Source organism: Rahnella rivi (assembly GCF_019049655.1).
GTDB lineage: Bacteria > Pseudomonadota > Gammaproteobacteria > Enterobacterales > Enterobacteriaceae > Rahnella > Rahnella rivi.
In genome coordinates, this window is sequence record NZ_JAFMOX010000066.1 from 270320 (window position 1) to 292369 (window position 22050).

The window sequence follows — 22050 nt, forward strand, 5'->3', positions numbered from 1 at the left end:
TCTTGTGTTAAATCCATAGTACGCAAACGCTATCTTTCTGCGCCTGAATAACTGACAGCAACCCTCGCAAAACGGACAAAAGAAAATGATAAATGAATGAGACTCACGCTATAGTGCATAACTAAACGCGTCCAGGTTGGCGATCAGAGGTCGTACAGAATGAAAAGGGTTCTGAATCTAAACGAAAAAAAACGGCTCTCGGCGCTGCAAAACCTCAATATTGCGGACAGCAATCCGGATGAAGTGCTAGATCTGATTACCCGCCTTACCCAACAGATTTTTGATATCCCGATGTGCCTGATTACCCTGGTGGACGAACATCGCCAGTGGTTCAAATCAAAGACCAATATGGCCATCAGCCAGACGGCGCGTGATATCGCCTTTTGCGATCACACCATTCGTTCTGCCTCCGTGATGGTGGTGAACGATGCGGAACAAGATCCGCGTTTCAGTGACAACCCGCTGGTCACCGCCGAAAAAGGTATGCGTTTTTACGCCGGTGCGCCGCTGATTACCCGTAAAGGGTTTGCCATCGGCAGCCTGTGCCTGATTGACAATCAGCCGCGCGATTTCACCGTGCAGGAGATCGAGATGTTGTCCGATCTCGCGGCCATCGTCATCGATATTATCGAATCACGCAGCTCCGTCGGTTTTACGGATATCGTGACCCGTCTGCCCAATCACCAGCGATTGATGGAAGACATCGCAACGCTTATCAAAACCTCTGATCACACGCCTTATTTGCTGATTCTGATCGACACGCTCGACACCTTGTATGCCTACGATATCGGCCGCGCGATCGGCATTCCGAAAGTCGAAAATATTCTGAAAGATGTCGGATCATTTTTGCGCACAGAGCTCAATGAGAACGACAAAGTTTACAGCCTGATGCTCGGGCGTTTCGCCCTTATCAAACGGCTGGATGAACAGGAAGAGACGTTCAGGCAACTGGAAATCGCCGCGACCAAAATTCAGCAAAGCATTACCAGCGATATCCCGATTAACGTGCGCCTCCACGCCGGTTACACGGTATTTTCGTCCACCTCTGAGTGCGCCGAAACCATCATGCGACAAGGCATGTCTTCGCTGCATGAGGCGATAAGCCACAACCGCTTGGTGATGCCGTACCAGCACGAATCTGATGTGATTCAGTTGCGTGCGTTTAATCTGCTCAATGATTTGATGGCGACGGTGTCATCCTGCGAGGATTTTCATCTGCTCTATCAGCCAAAAATACGGCTGGCGGATAAAAAATTCCACGGCGTCGAAGCGTTAATCCGCTGGCATCATCCGACGCTCGGCATCATTTCGCCCTCAGAATTTATTCCTCTGGCAGAAAAAACGCCGCTTATCACTCCGCTGACGAACTGGGTGATTACGCAGGCGGTGAGGCAGATTGCCGAGTGGCAAAAGCGCGGTGCACAAATTCAGGTGTCGATTAATCTGACCGCCAATAACCTGGTGGAACAGGATTTGGTTCAGCGCATTCATACCGCGCTGATCCTGCATCAGGTTTCGCCCTCCATGCTGGAAATTGAGTGTCTGGAAACCCAGACACTGATGAATAATCCTCACGCCGTTGCCTCCCTCGACGCCCTGCGTCACATGGGCATCAGCATCGCACTGGATGATTTCGGCTCCGGCTACAGCAACCTGAATTACCTGCAAAAAATACCGGCGGATACCCTCAAACTGGATCAGTCGCTGATTCAGGGCATCAGCCGCGACAGTAAAAGCAAAGTCATCGTGAAATCGATGATTGATATGGCGCACGCGCTCAGCTATCACGTCGTCGCCGAAGGCGTTGAAGACAATGACACGCTGCGTTGTCTGGAAGAGCTGCAATGTGATTCCGTGCAAGGGTTTTACTATTCGCGTCCGCTGCAACACGATCAGATTCTGGAATGGTCGAAACCTTACATTTGATTGTGCCCTTCGCCTCAGAAACAAAAAAAACCGCCGCGGCGGTTTTTTTATATCCTCTGCTGAGCGCTTACTGGCCGCTTTTAAGACGAATATCGTAGGTGCCAAAAATGCTGCGGTCAGTTTCAAGATCAACGCTCTGCCCCTTCGCATCCACTGTGATGGCGCCGGTGGTTTTGGTCAGCGCGCAGGCAAGACGGACTTCAACCTTGCGCATCCCATTCGGCACATTCAGGTCCACGAACTGATTGAAATGCAGCGAAGCCACAGTCTGACCATCCAGAATCACAATCAGCGGGCAGGTTTTTTCAAACGGGATCATTGACCACTGATCGATGCGATGCAATCTGATGTGCGTTTGCCCTTCCGGTGCCTTGGTGCTGGCATTAGCGAAAGAGGATTTGACCTGAAGTGTCGGTTCATAAGGATTGCTTGCGCACCCGGCTAAGAGTAAAGCAGCCAAGGCCACCAGTGTTTTTTTCATCGTTATCTCCCTGAGTTTATGCACGAATGATAGCAGCGTGCGCGGCGCGGGCAACAAAAACCGGTGGGAGTTCGGCAGGCAGGAATGAGAAGCCTGAAAACCGGGACAAATCTGTGATGTTCGTACGAAAATCAGCCACCCGAATTGCTAATCACCGTCCACTCGTATTTGATACTCTAATTAAGAGTTATCCGACCCGACGTTCACTTCAGATTCAGGAAACACCTATGTACAGCTACACACTTATCGCACCCGCCGGGATCGTAAAGACGTATGAAGACGAGTTCCGCGAAAAAGGCATTGAGCTGCTGGTGGCCAAACAAAACCGTTCAGAAATGGTGGTTTTCCGCAGCAGCAAGTTTACTGAAGAACGTGCTTTTATCACTCACGTTCACCTGCTGATTTTCAGCCTGTGCATGCGGGTACAAAAACAACTTAAAAATGGTAATAAGCCTAATACGACAATTATGTATTAATTTTTTCTATCCGAAAGAGAATGTTCCGGCCTCAGACATTGAGGCCTGACGCACCGCTCCCTGTTATTTCCCCCTCTGTATTTCGCGTCAACACGACAAATAATCTTATTCCATGATTTACAATTAACCCTCACGCTCAGCGCTTATTTATATGCGATAAATACGGCATGATTTTTTTCAGGCATTGCCTGCTGAAAGGGTGAAGAAAAAAAGCAGAGGGATAAAAATTAAAACTCGGAGGGGAACACTATCACGTTGATTTACTGAATGTTGGTGGGTCGTGCTGGGTTCGAACCAGCGACCAATTGATTAAGAGTCAACGGCTCTACCAACTGAGCTAACGACCCAACGGGACGGATTATTCGCCTCTTGAGCGGTGATGTCAAACGCTTATCCTTACTTTCTTTGCCGTTATTCTCGCGTAAATTTGTGAAGCCCATCACACCTAAAAGCGTTATTATTCCCCCGCAGTCACGCTCATCTGATTATTTAACACGCGGTTATCCTCGATGTAAAAATTACGATACATTTCTTCGATTGGCATTTTTCATGCCCGTTATAATAAATGCGCGCTTAACATTACTATTACATCGTCAGCCCGTCTCTGTCGTTCCAGTGCCGGTCAAATTAACAACGGTTTAAAACATAATTTGTTGAAATAAAGGCGATATGGCGGAGTTCATACGCAAAAAGCAAAAAAACAGGAATCAATACAACATGCAAGAAGAGTCAAAAATCCTCGCTAAGCCGGAGGAAGAGAACGCGGAAGGTCTGCGTCGCAATCTCTCCAACCGGCATATTCAGCTGATTGCCATCGGTGGCGCCATTGGTACGGGTCTGTTTATGGGCTCCGGAAAAACCATCAGCCTGGCTGGTCCGTCTATCATCTTCGTCTACATGATCATCGGCTTTATGCTGTTTTTCGTGATGCGCGCGATGGGCGAACTGCTGCTGTCCAACCTCGAATACAAATCCTTCAGCGATTTTGCCGCCGATCTGCTTGGCCCATGGGCCGGGTATTTCACCGGCTGGACCTACTGGTTTTGCTGGGTGGTGACCGGCATTGCGGACGTGGTAGCAATCACCGCCTACGCCCAATTCTGGTTCCCCGGACTTTCCCAGTGGATAGCCTCGCTGTTATGCGTTTTGCTGTTACTCAGCCTGAATCTCGCTACCGTAAAAATGTTTGGCGAGATGGAATTCTGGTTCGCGATGATCAAAATCGTCGCCATTGTCGGGCTGATTATTGCCGGGCTGGTGATGGTACTGACCCACTTCCAGACGCCCACGGGCACCGTCGCCTCTTTCAGCAATCTGTGGAATGACGGCGGCTTCTTCCCGAAAGGCATCAGCGGCTTCTTCGCCGGTTTCCAGATAGCCGTGTTCGCGTTTGTTGGTATCGAACTGGTCGGCACCACCGCGGCCGAAACCAAAGATCCGCAGAAATCGCTGCCACGCGCCATCAACGCCATCCCGCTGCGCATCATCATGTTCTACGTGTTCTCGCTGATCATGATTATGTCTGTCACGCCGTGGAGCCACGTGGTTGCCGATAAAAGCCCGTTTGTTGAACTGTTCGTGCTGGCCGGTCTTCCGGCGGCGGCGAGCATCATCAACTTTGTGGTGCTGACGTCGGCGGCGTCGTCCGCTAACAGCGGCGTGTTCTCCACCAGCCGCATGTTGTTCGGCCTGGCGCAGGAAGGCAATGCGCCGAAGGCGTTTGGCAAACTGTCATCGCGCGCGGTGCCGTCAAACGGCCTGACCTTCTCCTGTATCTGCCTGCTTGGCGGCGTGGTGCTGATTTATCTGATCCCAAACGTGATGACCGTCTTTACGCTGGTGACCACCGTTTCGGCGATTCTGTTTATGTTCGTCTGGACCATCATCCTCTGCTCTTATCTGGTCTACCGCCGTAAACGTCCGCAACTGCACGAAGCGTCAATCTACAAAATGCCGCTGGGTAAAGTGATGTGCTGGGTCTGTATGGCGTTCTTCGCCTGCGTGCTGGTGCTGCTGACCCTGCAGGATGACACCCGTCAGGCGCTGATCGTCACGCCATTGTGGTTTGTCATTTTGGGTATCGGATATTGGTTGCGCTGCCGGAAAGCCTGAACAATGTCCTGATGTAACAAAGGAGCCTTTTGGCTCCTTTGTTTTTTAGTGCGGATCACTCAACGTCCAGCGCCTGCCTGAACTGTTGCCACATTTTTGTGGCCGAAGGTCTGGCTGAGGCCACTTTCACCGGCAGCTCAGGCGGTGCACCGGCTTTCATGTCACCGAGATCGAACACAAAGCTGTAATCCGGCTCCTGTCCCATGCGTAAGTCGCTGACCAGAATATGCCCGCCCTGCTCTTTTACGCTGAAGAACCCATGGCTGAACCAGGCGACGCGGGCCATAAATGCATTATCTTTATGCGCTTCATACAGGGCTTCACCGCGTGGATAAAAGCGGAAACGGATCGGCGAATCCGGGTGCAGCAGCGAGGTAAAGCCTTCGCCGTAACTGTCTTTATTCATCACCACAACCCGCCATACCAGCGTATTGAGCGGTGTGGGCGTCACCAGTACCTGCGTGCTTTCAATGTTCTGACGTTGCAGTTCCTCGCCCACGTGGCGCGTCACCTGATGCTGCTCGACCACGGTACAGGCCAGATATAAACAACTGACGCCCAGCAGTACGTTATTCCACATGATCCCGCGCTGCTGCTCGCGATACAGCGCCAGCCCGACGCCGATGATCAACGGCAGCGTATAGAGCGGGTCGATGATAAAAATACTGCCGACCGCAAAAGGATAATTCGTGAACGGCAGGCCGAGCTGGGTACCGTACACAGTCATCAGATCCAGCAGCGGATGGGTGATCAATGCCAGCCAGACCGCGCCCCACCAGTGCCTGAAATGCTGCCCGGCGCTGAACAGTTTTGCCATCAGCCAGGCCAGCAGCGGCGAAATCAGCGTCAGATAAAACAGCGCATGGCTTTCCGTGCGGTGCATCGTCATATTGCTGATGGCGTCACCGTGATCGTAAAACACATCGAGATCGGGCAAAGTGCCGCACACCGCGCCTGCCAGCGCCGCTTTCCACACGGGCGTGCGTTTGCCCATCACCGCGATACCGACCGCCGCGCCCAATACTAATTGTGATACCGAATCCATCCTGACCTCTTTAAGCCCGAAGCTGTATGCCTTCGGTAATAATGCGCTGCACGTTACTCACGGTCTGCTCGAAAAAGTCAGGATCGTTGAGCGTTTTGCCGGTAATGGCTTCCACCTGCACCCCGAAATCAGCGTAATGCTGCGTGGTTGCCCACAGAATAAATATCAGCTGCATCGGGTCAACCGGCGCGATCAATTCGGCTTTTATCCAGCCGCGGATCACGTCTGATTTATCTTCCACCAGCGTTTTCAGGCTGCCGCCCAGTTCCTGTTTCAGCAGCGGCGCACCCTGCACCATCTCCAGACAAAACAACTTTGACGCCTGCGGGTGATCGCGCGAAACGCACAGCTTAAGGCGGATATATTCCCGGATGGCTTCCAGCGGATGCTGATCCGACTGCAAGGCTTTCAGCGGCGCCAGCCAGATATCCAGCAACCCTTTCAGCACCGCGATATACAAATCTTCTTTCGACGGGAAGTAATAGAGCAGATTGGTTTTGGATACGTCCGCGCGCTCTGCCACCTGATCCAGACTGGTGCCATGAATACCGTACAACGAAAAAAATTCCAGCGCGGCGGCCATGATATTGCCCCGTTTGGCGGCGACGGCACGCGAGCGGCGGGTGGGGGCTTTCGCCGCGGCTTTACGGGGTTTACTTTCCCCGACTGCAGACAGCGGATGTTCATCCATTGGCTTCACAATGTCTCCCTGAGACAAACGGCAAGGCAGAAATCATAACAAATGGGGATACCAGCGACTATCGCTATGCGTCGGGATGATAAAAGCAACAAGCCATCTAATACCAGATAACCACAAAGGGTTATAAATTTAACAAATTTGCACCATTTCCGCACATTCCTGCCTGATTTATGTGCAGTTTGTTTTGACCAAATGGTCTGAAACAGACCATTTGCTCCACCTGCCTGTCAGCCCCCTTTTTAACCCACTGAAAATAATAACAATTAAAAAACTGGCATCCCCTTTGCAATAGTTCTTTCGTCAGGAGATTTCAGCACGGTGCAATTCGGAACCCGCAGGACGCACTCAAGCCGCGCAGAGATTTTCGCAAGCCCTTGTTTTGGTACTTATTATTTTCAATCGAGGTGAGCTATGAAAATCGGTGTCTTTATTCCTATCGGCAACAACGGCTGGTTAATTTCAGAAACTGCGCCGCAGTACAAACCAACCTTCGAACTGAACAAAACCATCGTGCAAAAAGCGGAGCACTACCATTTTGATTTCGCGCTTTCGATGATCAAACTGCGCGGCTTCGGCGGTAAAACCGAATTCTGGGAACACAACATGGAGTCGTTCACGCTGATGGCCGGTCTTGCCGCCGTGACGTCGCGCATTCAGCTTTACGCCACCGCCGCCACGCTGGTGATGCCACCGGCGATCGTCGCGCGCATGGCCGCCACCATTGATTCCATCTCCAATGGCCGTTTCGGTGTGAACGTCGTCACCGGCTGGCAGAAACCGGAATACGAGCAAATGGGCATGTGGCCGGGCGATGACTATTTCACCCGCCGCTATGACTACCTGACCGAATACGTCAGCGTGCTGCGCGACCTGTGGGGCACCGGCCACTGCACGCTGGACGGCGAATTCTTCAAAATGGACGACTGCCGCGTCAGCCCGCGCCCGCAGAGCGAAATGAAAGTCATCTGCGCCGGACAAAGCGATGCCGGTATGGCCTTCTCCGCCAAACATGCCGATTTCAACTTCTGCTTCGGCAAAGGCGTCAATACCCCGACCGCCTTTGCGCCGACCGCCGCACGCATGAAAACGGCGGCCGAAACCGAAAACCGCGACGTCTCCTCTTACGTGCTGTTTATGGTGATTGCCGACGAAACCGACGCCGCCGCCCGCGCCAAGTGGGAGTTGTACAAATCCGGTGCCGACGCGGATGCCCTGGCGTGGCTCACCGACCAGAGCAGCAAAGACACCAAATCCGGAGCCGATACCAACGTTCGCCAGATGGCTGACCCGACTTCGGCGGTCAACATCAACATGGGCACGCTTGTCGGTTCTTACGCCAGCGTCGCCAGAATGCTCGACGAAATCGACACCGTCCCCGGCGCCGGTGGCGTGCTGCTGACCTTTGACGATTTCGTGGAAGGCATTGAAAACTTTGGCCGTTATATTCAGCCATTAATGAAAACCCGCCAGCACATCGGCATCGGGCATAAAGAGGTCGCATGATGAACGTTGTTGAGAATCAAACCGTGGTCCGCCGCGAACCCCAAAATACCGGCGAGGAAACGATCCTCACAGCACGTCCTGAAGCCATTGCGTTCACGCCCCAGCAAACGGCGCTGATTGTGGTGGATATGCAAAACGCCTACGCCTCACAGGGCGGTTACCTGGATCTGGCCGGTTTTGACGTCTCCGCCACCGCGCCGGTGATTGCCAATATCAAAGTGGCGATTGCTGCCGCCCGCGCCGCCGGGATCAAAGTGATTTTCTTCCAGAACGGCTGGGACAATCAGTACGTCGAAGCCGGCGGCGCCGGTTCGCCGAACTTCCACAAATCCAATGCGCTGAAAACCATGCGCAAGCGGCCTGAACTGATGGGCAAACTGCTGGCGAAAGGCGACTGGGATTATGACCTGGTGGATGAACTGCAGCCACAGCCGGGCGACATTGTGCTGCCTAAACCGCGTTACAGCGGCTTCTTTAATACCCAGCTCGACAGCCTGCTGCGCAGTTACGGCATCCATCATCTGGTGTTCACCGGCATTGCCACCAACGTGTGCGTCGAATCCACCCTGCGCGACGGGTTCTTCCTCGAATATTTCGGCGTGGTGCTGGAAGACGCGACCCATCAGGCAGGCCCGGAATTCGCCCAGAAAGCAGCGATTTATAACATTGAAACCTTCTTTGGCTGGGTGTCCAGCGTACGCAATTTCTGCGACGCGGTGGGCTATAAAACTGAACAAAACGCGGCCTGACCGCTTTCTGAAAAGGATGAGTAAACATGCCTAAAAGCGCCATTATTCCGGCTGGCAGCGGCGTTCCGCTGGCACCTTTTGTTCCGGGCACCCTCGCCGATGGCGTGGTGTACGTTTCCGGTACATTGCCGTTTGATAAAGACAATAACGTGGTGCATGTCGGCGACGCTGCCGCGCAAACCCGCCATGTATTGGAGATCATCAAAAGCGTGATCGAAACCGCGGGCGGCACGATGGATGACATCACCATGAACTCGATTTTCATCACCGACTGGGCGAACTACGGCGCAGTGAATCAGGTTTACGCCGAATACTTTCCGGGCGAAAAACCGGCACGGTTCTGCATTCAGTGCGGGCTGGTAAAACCGGATGCGCTGATCGAAATCGCCTCGATTGCCCATATCGGCAAATAATCCGCCACGTCCTGAAACCCTGAGGAAACAGCATGTATTACAAGGTATTGGGTAAGAAAGAGGCGAATGCAGAAACCATCGTGCTCTCCTCGGGGCTGGGCGGTTCCGGCGGCTTCTGGCAGCCGCAACTGGCGATGCTGGCAGAACATTTTCGCGTGGTGGTGTACGACCAGCACGGCACCGGCGTCAGTCAGGGCGCGGTGCCCGCCGGTTACCGGATGGAAGACATGGCCGACGAACTGGCGGGCATGCTCAATGAACTGGACATCAGCCGCTGTCATTTAGTCGGGCACGCGCTCGGCGGCATTATCGGCCTGCATCTTGCCCTGCGTTATCCGGCGCTGTTGCAAAGCCTGGTGGTGATTAACGGCTGGACCAGGCTCGACAGCCAGACCCGCCGCTGCTTTGAAGTGCGGCAGAATTTGCTGCTCAACAGCGGGGTCGATGCCTACGTGCAGGCGCAGCCGCTGTTTCTGTATCCGGGCGACTGGCTTTCTGAAAATGAAGCCTTACTGCAGGAAGAGCGCCAGCATCAGGTAGCGCATTTTCAGGGAATGGAAAACCTGCTGCACCGCCTGCAGGCGCTGATGGCTTCCGACCTGACGGAATCGCTCGGGCAGGTGATCGCCCCGACGCTGGCGTTCAGCTGTAAAGATGATTTGCTGGTGCCATGGTCGCAATCTGCCGATCTCGCCTCCCGCCTGCCTAACGGCGAGCACATCCACATGCTCTACGGCGGCCACGCGATGAGCGTGACCGACCCGGAAACCTTTAACCCGATTTTACTGGACTGGCTGAGGCGGCATTCATCGCGAAACCCTGCCACGCCTTCCGGCCACCTGCCCACGGAGACATCATGGCCGAAGCATTAACCGCCAGCGCACTGGCAACGTTATTCACCGAAGCCCGCACCCACAACGGCTGGCTGGATAAACCCGTCACCGGCGAACAGCTGAAAACGCTGTATGAACTGGCGCGCATGGGGCCGACCTCGGCCAACTGCAGCCCGGTGCGCATCGTATTTATTCAGAGTCAGGAAGCCAAAGCGAAACTGGCTCCGGCGCTTTCCAGCGGCAATCTGAAAAAAACCATGACTGCGCCGGTGACGGCGATCATTGCCTGGGATCCGGCGTTCTACGAACTGCTGCCTGAGCTGTACCCGTCCGGCGATGCCCGTTCGTGGTTCACCTCCAGCCCGCAACTGGCGCACGACACGGCCTTTCGCAACAGCAGTTTGCAGGCCGCGTATCTGATCATGGCCTGTCGCTCGCTCGGGCTGGACACCGGCGCGATGTCCGGTTTTGACAACGCGAAGGTCGATGAAACCTTTCTGGTGCACGAAGGCTGGAAATCCAATTTCCTGATCAACATCGGTTACGGCGACAGCAGCAAAGTCTATCCGCGCGCGCCGCGCCTTGATTTCGACCGCGCCTGTCGCGTGCTGTAAGCACACTGATTCATTCTGAGGAGCAGACCATGCCATCAACCCTGAACGCCACATTGTCAGCAACCGATATGCCTGTTGCTGAAAAATTCACTGCCGTTGATAAAAACGCCGCTATTGAGAAACCAGCCGCTGTTGATAAAAACGCCGTCGTTGATAAAAAAGCCGTCGTTGAAAAGCAAGCCGCTGTTGAAAAGCAAGAGTATCGCGATGCGATGGCGCGCCTCGGCTCCGCCGTCAACATTATCACCACCGACGGCCCCGGCGGGCGGGCGGGCTTTACCGCCTCTGCCGTGTGCAGCGTTACCGATACGCCGCCGACATTGCTGGTGTGCCTGAACCGCTCGGCGTCGGTGCACGCGGCATTCACCCAGAATCAGGTGCTGTGCGTCAACACGCTGGCAGACTGCCATGAGTCGCTCTCCAATTTATTCGGCGGCAAAACGCCGATGGAGCAACGCTTTGACGCCGCCGAATGGGCGCGTCTCGCCACCGGCTCCCCGATCCTCACCGATGCGCTGGTGTCGTTTGACTGCAAGGTCACGCAAATCACCAGCGTCGGTACGCACGACATTTTGTTTTGTGAAGCCGTTGCATTACGACGTAACGACGACAGCCACGGACTGGTGTATTTCGACCGGCGCTATCACCCGCTGATGCGTCAGACAGCCTGTTAACTCAACCTGATTAGGGACTTACAGCATGGCAAATACCTCCTGGTTTCCACAATGGCGTAAAAGAGAAGGTAATCTGGATGGCGCGGTGATCGCGCCGGATGAAAGGCTGCCGTTTGGATCGACGGTGATCATGGGGCTGCAACATACGGTGGCGATGTTTGGTGCCACCGTTTTAATGCCATTGCTGATGGGTTTTGACGCCAATATGGCGATTTTGATGTCGGGCATCGGCACCCTGTTGTTCTTCCTTGTTGTTGGCGGGCGTGTGCCCAGTTATCTCGGTTCCAGCGCCGCGTTTGTCGGGCTGGTGATTGCGGTGACCGGCTACAGCGGCCACGGCGCGAACCCGAATATCGGCGTGGCGCTGGGCGGGATTATTGCCTGCGGCGTCGTCTATACGCTGATCGGCTTTGTGGTGATGGCGGTCGGCACGCACTGGATCGAACGCCTGATGCCGCCGGTGGTGACCGGTGCGGTGGTGATGGCGATTGGCCTGAATCTGGCGCCGATTGCCATTAACAGCGTGTCGGCATCGTCTTTTGACAGCTGGATGGCGGTGATGACCATACTCTGTATCGGCTCGGTGGCGGTCTTCACCCGGGGTCTGGTGCAGCGCCTGTTGCTGTTGCTCGGGCTGGTGGCGGCGTACCTGATTTATATGGTGATCACCAACGGCCTCGGGCTGGGCGCGCCGGTGGATTTCAGCGCCGTGGCGCAGGCGCCGTGGTTTGGTTTACCGACGATCACCACGCCGGTGTTCAGCTCGCACGCCATGCTGATGATTGCGCCGGTGGCGGTCATTCTGGTCGCCGAAAACCTCGGCCACATTAAAGCAGTGGCGGGCATGACCGGCAAAAACCTCGACCCGTACATGGGCCGCGCGTTCGTCGGCGACGGTCTGGCAACTTTACTTTCAGCGTCTGCTGGCGGTACCGGTGTGACCACTTACGCTGAAAACATCGGCGTGATGGCGGTGACCAAGATCTACTCCACGCTGATTTTTGTCGCGGCGGCCATCGTTGCCATTGTGTTGGGCTTCTCGCCCAAATTTGGTGCACTGATCCACACCATTCCGGGGCCGGTGCTCGGTGGCGCGTCAATTGTGGTTTTTGGATTAATCGCTGTGGCCGGTGCCCGCATCTGGGTACAAAACCAGGTGGATCTGGGGCTTAACGGCAATCTGATCATGGTCGCGGTCACGCTGGTACTGGGCGCAGGCAACTTTACCCTGAGCCTCGGCGGCTTCAGCATGGGCGGCATCGGCACGGCGACCTTCGGCGCGATTTTGCTTAATGCCTTCCTGAGCCGCAGCCAGCAGGTCAAAACGCAGCCGGAAATAAAAACTGGCACAGAAGCTGCATTAAAAGATCACTGACGACCTCAGTTTCTCCTTAGCTCATCATTTTTGATGATCGCCAGCGGTTAGCCGGTCCACCCGTCCGGATTAGCCGCTGGTTTTTTTCTTTCTGCCTCCCGTCCGTTCCCCCTAATGCCGTTTCCAGCTAACCATTGCTAAATTCCTTCGTTCACCTGCCCTTTAAATTGGTTTGTTATGGGTCCAGCACTTTCGTTCTATGCGAACGGAAAAGTGATTCATCTGCTAATAAGAAAAAGGGTTTAACTATGCAAAACATTCGCCGGGCAAACGCGATCACCCGCGCACTGGCTTTAGGGGCACTTCTCACCAGCACGTTTTCCGCCATCGCCGCTGACGGCACACCGGTTCAGGGCGGCACGCTGATTTATCTTGAGCAGCAGGCGCACACCAACCTGTATCCGCCCGCAGGCGGCTTCTACCCGAACGGCGGCATCCTTAATCAGATCACCGACAAACTGACCTACCAGAACCCGAAAACGCTGGAGATTGAACCCTGGATCGCCCAATCCTGGTCCTTCAACGCCGATAAAACCGAATACACCTTCAAGCTGCGTCCGGGTGTGACCTTCTCCGACGGTACGCCGCTCGATGCCAGCGCGGTGGCTAAAAACTTTGATACCTACGGTCTGGGCAACAAAGAGCACCACCTGCCGGTGTCTGAAGTCATCAACAACTATGACCACAGCGAAGTGGTTGATCCGCTGACCGTGAAGTTCTATTTCAAAAAGTCCTCGCCGGGCTTCCTGCAGGGCACGGCGACGATTGGCTCCGGGCTGGTGTCGCTGAGCACGCTGGAACGCAATTTTGATGCGCTGGGCGATGCCACGCACATCATCGGTTCCGGCCCGTTCGTGGTCAGCAAAGAAACGCTTGGGCGAGAAGTCGATCTGACCGCGCGTAAAGATTACAACTGGGGGCCGAAAAACCTCAAACAGCAGGGCCGCGCCAATCTCGACGGCATCAAAGTGATCGTCACCGGCGAAGACAGCGTGCGTATCGGCGCGCTGCTGGCGGGTCAGGCGGATTTCATCCGTCAGGTTCAGGCCTATGACGAGAAACAGGCCAAAGACCAGAATTTCCCGATTTATGCCGCGCCAACCAAAGGCGTCAACGACAGCATTTCGTTCCGCCCCGATAACGCGCTGGTGTCTGATCTGAAAGTCCGTCAGGCGCTGCTGCACGCCACCAACAGCAAACAGGTGGTCGATACGCTGTTCTCGCCAAACTACCCGCAGGCCACCTCGGTGATTGCCAAAACCGCGGCCGGTTATGTTGATCTGAGCAACAAACTGACTTACGACCCGACGCTTTCCAAAAAACTGCTTGATGAAGCGGGCTGGAAACCGGGCCCGAACGGCATCCGCCAGAAAGACGGCAAAACGCTGTCACTGACCATCTATGAATCGCTGCCACAACCGCAGAACAAAGAGGTGTTGCAGCTGGTGTCGCAGCAATGGAGCCAGGTCGGCGCGAAGCTCAATATTCTGGCGGGCGACGCGGGCAGCCGCGTGGCGGATAACCTCGATCCGGAGAAAACCCCGGCTAACGTGGTGGAAGTGGGGCGCGCCGATCCTGACGTCATCAAAAGCTCTTTCTACCCGACTAACCGTGATGCGCTGCTGCAAAAAGGCGGCCTGAGCAGCAAGGTGAAAAGCTTCCGCGACGACAAACTTAACGACCTGCTGACGGCCATTTCTGCCGAAGTGGATCCGAAAAAACGTCTGGCACTGACCGGCGACGTGCAGAACTACCTGCTCGATCAGGCGTATGTCATTCCGATTTTCGAAGAGCCGCAGGTGTTTGCCGGTGCGCCCTATTTCAAAGGCGTGAGCTTTGAAGCGGTCGGGCGTCCGAGCTTCTACGGCGCGTGGCTGGAAAAGCATTAACTGACGGGGAGTAAATCATGAGCCGATACGTGAGCGGTCGATTCGGGCAGGCGTTGCTGGTGCTGTGGGCGGCGTTTACCGTCTCCTTCATCCTGTTGCAGGTGCTGCCCGGCGACGCGATCCTGATTAAATTTCAGAATCCGGACATGGGATTAAGCCCGGCGCAAATCGCCGATATGCGTGCCGCGTACGGCGCAGATGTGCCGTTGCTGCAACAATATCTGCATACGCTGGGCAATTTTCTGCGCGGGGATCTGGGCTATTCGATTCAGGCTGGCGTACCGGTGACTGAATTACTCAGCAGCAACTTCCCGCCGACGCTGCGTCTGGCGCTGATTGGTTTCGCACTGGCCGCCGTGGTGGCCTTTGCGCTGGCGTTTATCTCCAGCCTGCTGCATTTCGGCTGGCTGAAAAATGCCTTACAGGCGCTGCCGTCGCTGTTTATCTCCATTCCAACCTTCTGGCTGGGCATCGCGCTGATTCAGTTCTTTTCGTTCCATCTGCGCTGGATCCCGGTGATTAATCCGGGTGAATGGGTCGGGCTGATTTTGCCGATTATTACGCTGGCAGTGCCGATTTCCGCGCCGCTGGCGCAGATCCTTATCCGCAGCATTGATCAGGTACAAACCCAGCCATTCGTCGCCGTCGCCCGCGCCAAAGGGGCCAGCCGCAGCGGCGTGTTGTGGCGTCATGTGGCGCGCAACGCCCTGCTTCCGGCGCTGACCATTGCCGGTTTGCTGTTTGGCGAACTGATTGCCGGTGCGCTTATCACCGAAACGGTGTTCGGGCTTAACGGCCTCGGGCAACTCACGCAGCAGGCGGTGAATAATCAGGATGTCGCGGTGCTTCAGGCGATTGTGGTGATTTCCGCAGCCGCCTTTGTCGGCATCAATTTAGTGGTCGATTTGCTGTATCCGCTTCTCGACCCGCGTCTTAAAGCATCTGCGTCTAAAAACTCACGGGGAGCCACCGCATGAGCAGCTTACCGCTTGGCAAAAGCACGCTTTCATTACCGCTCACACAGCGCCGCCGCTGGAAACCCGCCCGCCTGCAACCGGGATTGATCCTCGCCTGGCTGGTGATGGCAACCGTGATTTTATGGGCGATCGCCCCCGGTTTATTCACCAGCTACAGCGGCACCGAAGGGATTGCCGGTGCGCAGCGTCTGGCTCCGCAGGCCGGACACTGGCTGGGCACGGATCAGCTTGGCCGCGATGTGTACGCGCGTATTGTCTACGGCGCGTCGCATTCGCTTTCCGGCGCGCTGGTCGCCGTGGCGCTCGGGCTGGTGTTCGGCACTGCGCTCGGGCTGGCGGCGGGCGCGACCGGCGGTCTGGTGGATGCCATCGTCATGCGCATCAACGACGTATTGCTGTCAATTCCCGGCCTGCTGCTGTCGCTGAGCGTGATTATTTTGCTCGGCTTCGGCACGGTGCATGCGGCGATCGCCGTCGGTGTCACGTCGGTCGCCAACTTCGCCCGCCTGGCACGCGCCGAAGTGGTGCTGGTGCGTCACAGTGATTACGTTGAAGCGGCGTACGGCAGCGGAGGTTCCTTCTTCTCCATTTTGTGGCGGCACATTTTGCCCAACTCGCTGACCTCGGTGATCGCCTTTTCCGCATTGCAGTTCGGCAGCGCCATTCTCGCCATTTCCACCCTGAGTTTCCTCGGTTACGGCACGCCACCGCCGACGCCGGAATGGGGTTTGCTGATTGCCGAAGGCCGTAACTACATCTCCACCGCCTGGTGGTTAACCACCTTCCCCGGCGTGGTGGTGGTGTTAGTGGTGCTTTCCGCCAACCGCATCAGCCAGTCATTACGCAGGAGAACGCGATGAACGCACAGGCCACTTTTACGCATGACGCTCCGCCGGTTCTCGAACTGGACAATCTTTCCATCGCCTATGACGGCAAAGCGGTGGTACACAACGTGTCGTTTTCGATTCACGCCGGTGAAGTGCTGGCGCTGGTCGGTGAATCCGGCTCGGGGAAAACCACGACCGCGCAGGCGATTATCGGCCTGCTGGCGGAAAACGGTCATATCGAACAGGGCGAAATTCGCCTCAATGGCACCGACATCAGCCAGTGGTCGCAGCGCCGTCTCGACGCCCTGCGCGGTGCGCGCATCAGCCTGATACCGCAGGATCCGACCAGCTCGCTGGATCCGGTAAAAACCATCGGTTCGCAGGTGGCAGAAATTCTCGATATCCATCAGCGACTGCCGCGTGCGCAGCGCGACGCCCGCGTGGTGGAACTGCTTTCCCGCGTCGGCCTTTCGCATCCGGAACAGCGGGCGAAGCAGTATCCGCATGAACTTTCCGGCGGCATGAAACAGCGCGTCTTGATCGCCATTGCGATTGCGCTGAAACCGGCGCTGATCATCGCCGACGAACCCACCAGCGCGCTGGACGTCACGGTGCAAAAACGCATTCTGGATCTGATCGACGAACTGCGCCGCGAGTTCGGCACCGCCGTTCTGCTGGTGACGCACGATCTGGCGATTGCCGCCGAACGCGCCGACCGGCTGCTGGTGTTCCGTCACGGCAAAGTGCAGGAACAGGGCATCACCGCCGAGGTACTGAGCGCACCAAAAAGTGATTACACCCGCCAGCTGTTCGCCGACGTCCCTGCCCTTTCAGGCCGTCACCGCGCACAGATCCGTGCGGCTGAAGATCCGGTGCTGGTGGTGGAAAACATCACCCATGATTTCACGCTGGGCGGCAAACATCAGGCGGCGTTCCGCGCTGTCGATCACGTGTCATTCAGCATTCCGCGCGGCACCACGCATTCGCTGGTGGGTGAATCCGGCTCCGGTAAAACCACGCTGGCGCGCATTCTGCTCGGTTTTCAGAAACCGGACAGCGGACGCGTGTTGATCGACGGCGAAGACATCACGCGCCTGAAAGGTGAACTGCTGCGCCAGCTGCGCAGGAAAATCCAGCTGGTGTATCAGAACCCGTTCGCCTCGCTGGATCCGTCGCAAACGCTGTTCAGCGTGATTGAAGAACCGCTGCTGAATTTCGAAAAAATCCCGGCTGCCGTGCGCCGTGAACGGGTGCTGGATATCGCCCGCCGCGTGGCGCTGCCGGAAGAATTGCTCAGCCGCAAACCGCGTGAGCTTTCCGGCGGTCAGCGCCAGCGGGTGGCCATTGCGCGCGCGTTAATTTTAGAGCCGAAAGTGCTGATCCTCGATGAAGCCACGTCGGCGCTCGACGTCACCGTGCAGGCCCAAATCCTGACGTTGCTTTCGCAGTTACAGGATTCCCTCGGCCTGACCTATTTGTTTATCTCGCACGATCTGGCGACCGTCCGGCAAATCTCGCACAGCGTCTCGGTGTTAAACCGCGGACAGCAGGTGGATTCCGGCAACGTTGAGGACGTTTTCGCCCTGCCTTCCAGCGATTACACCCGCCAGCTGATCGACGCAATCCCGGGCCGCCACCGCGCCGCCTGATTCAGCACATGAAAAAAGAAAAGAGGGACATTATGAGCAGTAAACGTCTTGGATTTTTCACCCGCCTGCTGGACAACACCAGCGCGCAGGAACGTTACCGGCTGGCGACCGAACAAATCATTCACGCCGAGCAGTTAGGTTTTGATTCCGCGTGGGTCGCGCAGCACCATTTTCACGAGGCGGAAGGCGGCCTGCCTGCGCCGCTGGTTTTCCTCGCGCAGGTGGCGGCACATACCCGCTTTATCCGTCTCGGCACCGGCGTGATCACCCTGCCGATGGAGAATGCCCTGCGCGTCGCCGAAGACACTGCCGTGCTGGATTTACTTTCCGGCGGACGGCTTGAAATCGGTTTAGGCTCGGGCGGCACGCCGACGTCATTCCCGCCGTTCGGGCTGGAAAGTCAGGATCGCGGCAAAGCCTTTGGCAATAACCTGCAAACCCTGCTCACCGCCTGGCGCGGCGAACCGCTGGCGGGCACCGATAACCGGTTATACCCGGCGGCACCGCAGCTGGCGAACCGCGTCTGGCAAGCAACGTTCTCCGTTGACGGCGGCGCGCGTGCGGGTAAATCCGGCGACGGCCTGATGCTTTCGCGCACCCAGCCACGCCCGGCGGATGCGCCGGATTTGCGCCTCGACGAGCTGCAAAACCCGATTATTGATGCCTATCTCGATGCCCTGCCGGAAGGCGTTGCGCCACGCATCATGGGCTCGCGTACCGCGTTCGTCACCGAAAACGGCGATGAGGCCCGTGAGCTGGCGCAAAAAGGCTTACGCCGTCAGGCCGAAAATCACCGTGCCAGCGGACAGATTGTGAGGGGCGATACGCTCGACGATTACATCCGCACCTTCGACGTGCATCTCGGCACAGCGGCGCAGGTGACCGCGACGTTGCAGGCCGATACCGCACTGGCCCGCGTCACCGATCTGGCGTTTCAGGTGCATTCTATCGATCCGCCGCATCCGTATATTTTACGTTCCATCGAACTGATTGCCCGTCACGTTGCGCCCGCGCTCGGCTGGGTTCGCCGCACGCCGCAGCGCAGTGTCTCCACCTCTTCCGCCGATACTTTATTTTCACGGGAAACCTTATGACATCCTATTCGACCGACCTGCTGGAAAAACTGGCTGACATCGCCCCTGATTCCGCGCTGAAACAGGCCCGCGACACCCGCGACGCCGCCACCCGTCACGCGCAGGGCAGCTATGACGCGCTGTTTACTGAACAGGATGGCGTGGATTTTTCGCTGGCTGAGCGCCTGCGTTTAGCGCAAAACGTCGCCCGCTGGCACGGTGATTCGCAGCTTACCAATCACTATTCCGAACGCTTGCAGGATTTGCCGGACATCGACGAAACCGCCCGTCTCGACGCTGCGCTGACGCACGGCGAACGTCTGAGTTTCAAACCCGCCAGCGCCACGCCCGCACATTTGCAGGCGCTGAAAAAAGCCGGCTGGTCGGTGGATGCGATTGTCACGCTGTCGCAGCTGATTGCTTTCGTCAGCTTCCAGAGCCGCGTGCTGCGCAGCTACCGGCTGATTGGCGGCAAACCGGTGGAGAACGGCAGCAGTAAACCGGTCGGCGCGGCGTTCTGGCTTACCGAACCCAATACCCACAGCGGCCGTGATGCACCGCAGGCGTTTACCCAGGAAGAACTCGGCTGGGAACCGTGGATCCCGGCAAAAAAACTGGAAGAATTTGATGAAGCGCAGCAGGCGATTCTGGCGAAATTCGGCCATACCGATTCCGATTATTTCCGCCTGTTAGGCCGCAATTTGCCGGTTCTCGAACAGCGCACGCTGACCGACAAAGGCATTTTCTACACCTCCGGCGGGCTGCCGCGCAAAGAGCGTGAACTGGCCGCGACGGTCGCCAGCAAAATCAACGGCTGTATTTACTGCGCGTCGGTGCATGCGCGCAAAGCCAGCCAGCTTTCCAAACAGACGCAAGACGTCCAGCGCCTGATCGACACCCCGCCGGGCGGCATCCTCAGCAAAGAACAGTCTCCGCGCTGGCAGGCCGAAATTGATTTCGCTGCCGCGCTTTCCGCAACGCCACCGGTCGCTACAGAACAGCACATTGCGGCGCTGCGCGAACAGGGTTTAGATGAGCTGGAGATTGTTGATCTGGCGCAGTCCGCGGCCTTTTTCGCCTGGGCCAACCGTCTGATGTTAACGCTGGGAGAACCCTTCAATGACTGAAGCACAACGTTCACACCCTCTTCGCCCGCAGCTTGATCATGTGGTGATTAACGTTGCCGAGCAGCTGAATCAGTCCGAGCAGCAATTCCGTAGGCTGGGTTTTCACCTCACGCCGCGCGGCCATCACTCGCTCGGCTCCAGTAATCATCTGGCGATTTTTGGCGATAATTATCTCGAACTGCTGGGCTACGAGCCGGGTAATGCTCACACCCGCACCGACCTGTGGCAGGCACCGCTCGGGCTGAGTGGTCTGGTCTGGAAAACGCAGGATTCATCGGCGGTGTATCAACATCTGCAACAGCAAAATATTGCCGGTTCGCCACCGGCAGAATTCTTCCGTCCCGTTGCGCTCAACGACGGCACCTCGCCAAATGCGCGGTTCCGCACTGTGCCGCTGGCCGCCACCCGCGTGCCAAATGGCCGCAGTTTCTTCTGCCACCACCTGACGCCGGAACTGGTATGGCGCAATGAATGGCAAAACCACCCGAACGGCGTTGCTGATATCACCGGCTTTGTGATTTCTGCGGCAAATCCGCATGAGGCCGCGCAGGTCTATGGCGAGTTATTCGGTGCAAGCGCACTGGACGTCAGACCCAAAGAAGTGATCCTGCGCGCAGGCCGCGCCAGCGTACGATTTGTCACGCCGGAGCAAGCCACCGCAGAATTTGGCATTGTGCCGGAAGGCGAAAATGGCAGCGCCCGGATGATCGGGCTGGAGTTTGCCACGCGCTCACTGGATGCGGTACGCAACAGTTTGCGCGTCGGGGAAATCGCGTTTGCTGATCATACTTCGCAGATCACCGTGCGTGCAGCGGATGCATTAGGGGTGGGGGTTCAATTCAGGGAAGAATAAGGTCAAGGGCTTGTCGCCTGAACTGGCGTTAAGGTCAAGGTCGTGGGCGTCGGCCCACACCGACTTGGGGGTGGCTTATCGCCGCCACCCCCAAGACCCCCAGGCTCTTTCACTGCGCGCTGCCGCTCGCTGGCTATGTTTCAGCCCCCTCCGCTATTGCCGCAAAATCCCGCTGCTGCGCAGTCCCCTCCCGTCGGGTTTCAACCCGCGCAAACACACGCGCGGTTTTCCACCACTCCTCCGGCGCGATTTTTGAGCGCGGCTGGGGATTTTTAGGTCGTCACCTCACCCTTTTTGATTCTTTGAAAATCAAAAAGGGTCGGATTGGGTTTTATCTTTAAAAATAGTGGGATGGCGCGCTCAAAAATCTGGCCGACCGGGGGTTCGAGACGCAGGGCTCGAATCCCGCGGGGAGGGAACCGCGCAGCGGCTAGATTTTGCGCCACATTGGGGAGTGTCAGATCATGTCCATCGACCCAGCGGCAGCGCGTGTTTAAAAAAAGCGAGGAGAGTGCAGAGAGGAAAAGCAATTTCCTCTCTGCTCGGTTTCGGCGCGAAAAGCCAGGCGAGCACTGCTATTGAGAAACCGAAATGTTCACGGTTTAACGCAATGTTGAGCGCCACCGGCATGCCCGTCGGGCCAGCGCCACCGCGTGTTTAAAAAAGCGAGGAGAGTGCAGAGAGGAAAAGCACTTTCCTCTCTGCTCGGTTTCGGCGCGGGGAGTTAAGCAATCACGGTAATTAAAAAACCGAA

Annotated in this window: 20 protein-coding genes and 1 tRNA gene; 17 read left to right on the plus strand and 4 right to left on the minus strand. The window is 56.5% G+C overall.

Annotation, left to right across the window (positions count from 1 at the left end; genetic code table 11):
* Positions 1-159 precede the first annotated feature (159 nt).
* Positions 160-1926 (plus strand): sensor domain-containing phosphodiesterase, encoded by a 1767-nt coding sequence (locus J1779_RS22495; protein WP_217204833.1) that lies wholly within the window; start codon positions 160-162, stop codon positions 1924-1926.
* A gap of 67 nt (positions 1927-1993) precedes the next feature.
* Here the strand turns inward: J1779_RS22495 and J1779_RS22500 are convergent, their stop codons facing one another.
* Complete coding sequence (locus J1779_RS22500) at positions 1994-2407, minus strand: hypothetical protein (protein WP_217204834.1); 414 nt, start codon at positions 2405-2407, stop codon at positions 1994-1996.
* A gap of 227 nt (positions 2408-2634) precedes the next feature.
* Here J1779_RS22500 and J1779_RS22505 point away from each other — a divergent pair, with 227 nt between their 5' ends.
* Positions 2635-2883: a hypothetical protein gene (locus J1779_RS22505; RefSeq protein ID WP_056778590.1), complete on the plus strand. Its 249-nt coding sequence runs from the start codon at positions 2635-2637 to the stop codon at positions 2881-2883.
* A gap of 271 nt (positions 2884-3154) precedes the next feature.
* Here the strand turns inward: J1779_RS22505 and J1779_RS22510 are convergent.
* Positions 3155-3230: transfer RNA gene (locus J1779_RS22510), tRNA-Lys, on the minus strand.
* Between the two features lie 370 nt (positions 3231-3600).
* Between J1779_RS22510 and cycA the strand changes: the two genes are divergently transcribed.
* On the plus strand, positions 3601-4995 hold the full coding sequence (gene cycA, locus J1779_RS22515) for a D-serine/D-alanine/glycine transporter (RefSeq protein WP_217204835.1): 1395 nt from the start codon (positions 3601-3603) through the stop codon (positions 4993-4995).
* Positions 4996-5050: 55 nt separating this feature from the next.
* Here the strand turns inward: cycA and J1779_RS22520 are convergent, their stop codons facing one another.
* The gene (locus J1779_RS22520; RefSeq protein WP_217204836.1) at positions 5051-6040 is read right to left on the minus strand and encodes a metal-dependent hydrolase; all 990 of its coding nucleotides are present in this window, start codon (positions 6038-6040) and stop codon (positions 5051-5053) included.
* Between the two features lie 10 nt (positions 6041-6050).
* On the minus strand, positions 6051-6740 hold the full coding sequence (gene rutR / locus J1779_RS22525; RefSeq protein WP_217204837.1) for an HTH-type transcriptional regulator RutR: 690 nt from the start codon (positions 6738-6740) through the stop codon (positions 6051-6053).
* A 411-nt stretch (positions 6741-7151) separates the two neighbouring features.
* Between rutR and rutA the strand changes: the two genes are divergently transcribed.
* The 14 genes from rutA (at position 7152) to J1779_RS22595 (ending at position 21296) form a co-directional block, all read left to right on the plus strand.
* Entirely contained in the window at positions 7152-8243 is a 1092-nt protein-coding gene (gene rutA / locus J1779_RS22530) for a pyrimidine utilization protein A (RefSeq protein ID WP_056778579.1), read from the plus strand.
* Positions 8240-8992, plus strand: coding sequence for a pyrimidine utilization protein B (gene rutB / locus J1779_RS22535; RefSeq protein WP_181955514.1), 753 nt, complete (start codon positions 8240-8242; stop codon positions 8990-8992). The genes rutA and rutB overlap by 4 nt, the downstream gene beginning before the upstream one ends.
* A gap of 26 nt (positions 8993-9018) precedes the next feature.
* Entirely contained in the window at positions 9019-9405 is a 387-nt protein-coding gene (rutC, locus tag J1779_RS22540; RefSeq protein WP_217204838.1) for a pyrimidine utilization protein C, read from the plus strand.
* Between the two features lie 32 nt (positions 9406-9437).
* Positions 9438-10277, plus strand: coding sequence for a pyrimidine utilization protein D (rutD, locus tag J1779_RS22545; protein WP_217204839.1), 840 nt, complete (start codon positions 9438-9440; stop codon positions 10275-10277).
* On the plus strand, positions 10262-10852 hold the full coding sequence (locus tag J1779_RS22550) for a malonic semialdehyde reductase (RefSeq protein ID WP_217204840.1): 591 nt from the start codon (positions 10262-10264) through the stop codon (positions 10850-10852). The genes rutD and J1779_RS22550 overlap by 16 nt, the downstream gene beginning before the upstream one ends.
* A gap of 29 nt (positions 10853-10881) precedes the next feature.
* Positions 10882-11526 carry an NADH-dependent FMN reductase RutF gene (rutF, locus tag J1779_RS22555; protein WP_217204841.1) on the plus strand — a complete coding sequence of 215 codons (645 nt, stop codon included), beginning with the start codon at positions 10882-10884 and terminating at the stop codon, positions 11524-11526.
* Positions 11527-11551: 25 nt separating this feature from the next.
* Positions 11552-12901 carry a pyrimidine utilization transport protein G gene (rutG, locus tag J1779_RS22560; protein WP_217204842.1) on the plus strand — a complete coding sequence of 450 codons (1350 nt, stop codon included), beginning with the start codon at positions 11552-11554 and terminating at the stop codon, positions 12899-12901.
* A gap of 248 nt (positions 12902-13149) precedes the next feature.
* Positions 13150-14790, plus strand: coding sequence for a TIGR04028 family ABC transporter substrate-binding protein (locus J1779_RS22565; protein ID WP_217204843.1), 1641 nt, complete (start codon positions 13150-13152; stop codon positions 14788-14790).
* 17 nt (positions 14791-14807) lie between these two features.
* Positions 14808-15767, plus strand: a complete 960-nt coding sequence (locus J1779_RS22570; protein ID WP_217204844.1) for an ABC transporter permease — start codon at positions 14808-14810, stop codon at positions 15765-15767.
* Positions 15764-16627: an ABC transporter permease gene (locus J1779_RS22575; protein ID WP_056778557.1), complete on the plus strand. Its 864-nt coding sequence runs from the start codon at positions 15764-15766 to the stop codon at positions 16625-16627. Before J1779_RS22570 ends, J1779_RS22575 begins: the two co-directional genes overlap by 4 nt.
* Positions 16624-18243, plus strand: a complete 1620-nt coding sequence (locus J1779_RS22580; RefSeq protein ID WP_217204845.1) for a dipeptide ABC transporter ATP-binding protein — start codon at positions 16624-16626, stop codon at positions 18241-18243. Before J1779_RS22575 ends, J1779_RS22580 begins: the two co-directional genes overlap by 4 nt.
* A 32-nt stretch (positions 18244-18275) precedes the next feature.
* Entirely contained in the window at positions 18276-19337 is a 1062-nt protein-coding gene (locus J1779_RS22585; protein ID WP_217204846.1) for a putative FMN-dependent luciferase-like monooxygenase, read from the plus strand.
* Positions 19334-20443, plus strand: coding sequence for an alkylhydroperoxidase domain protein (locus J1779_RS22590; RefSeq protein WP_217204847.1), 1110 nt, complete (start codon positions 19334-19336; stop codon positions 20441-20443). Before J1779_RS22585 ends, J1779_RS22590 begins: the two co-directional genes overlap by 4 nt.
* Positions 20436-21296, plus strand: a complete 861-nt coding sequence (locus J1779_RS22595; protein ID WP_217204848.1) for a VOC family protein — start codon at positions 20436-20438, stop codon at positions 21294-21296. Before J1779_RS22590 ends, J1779_RS22595 begins: the two co-directional genes overlap by 8 nt.
* Positions 21297-22050 lie beyond the last annotated feature (754 nt).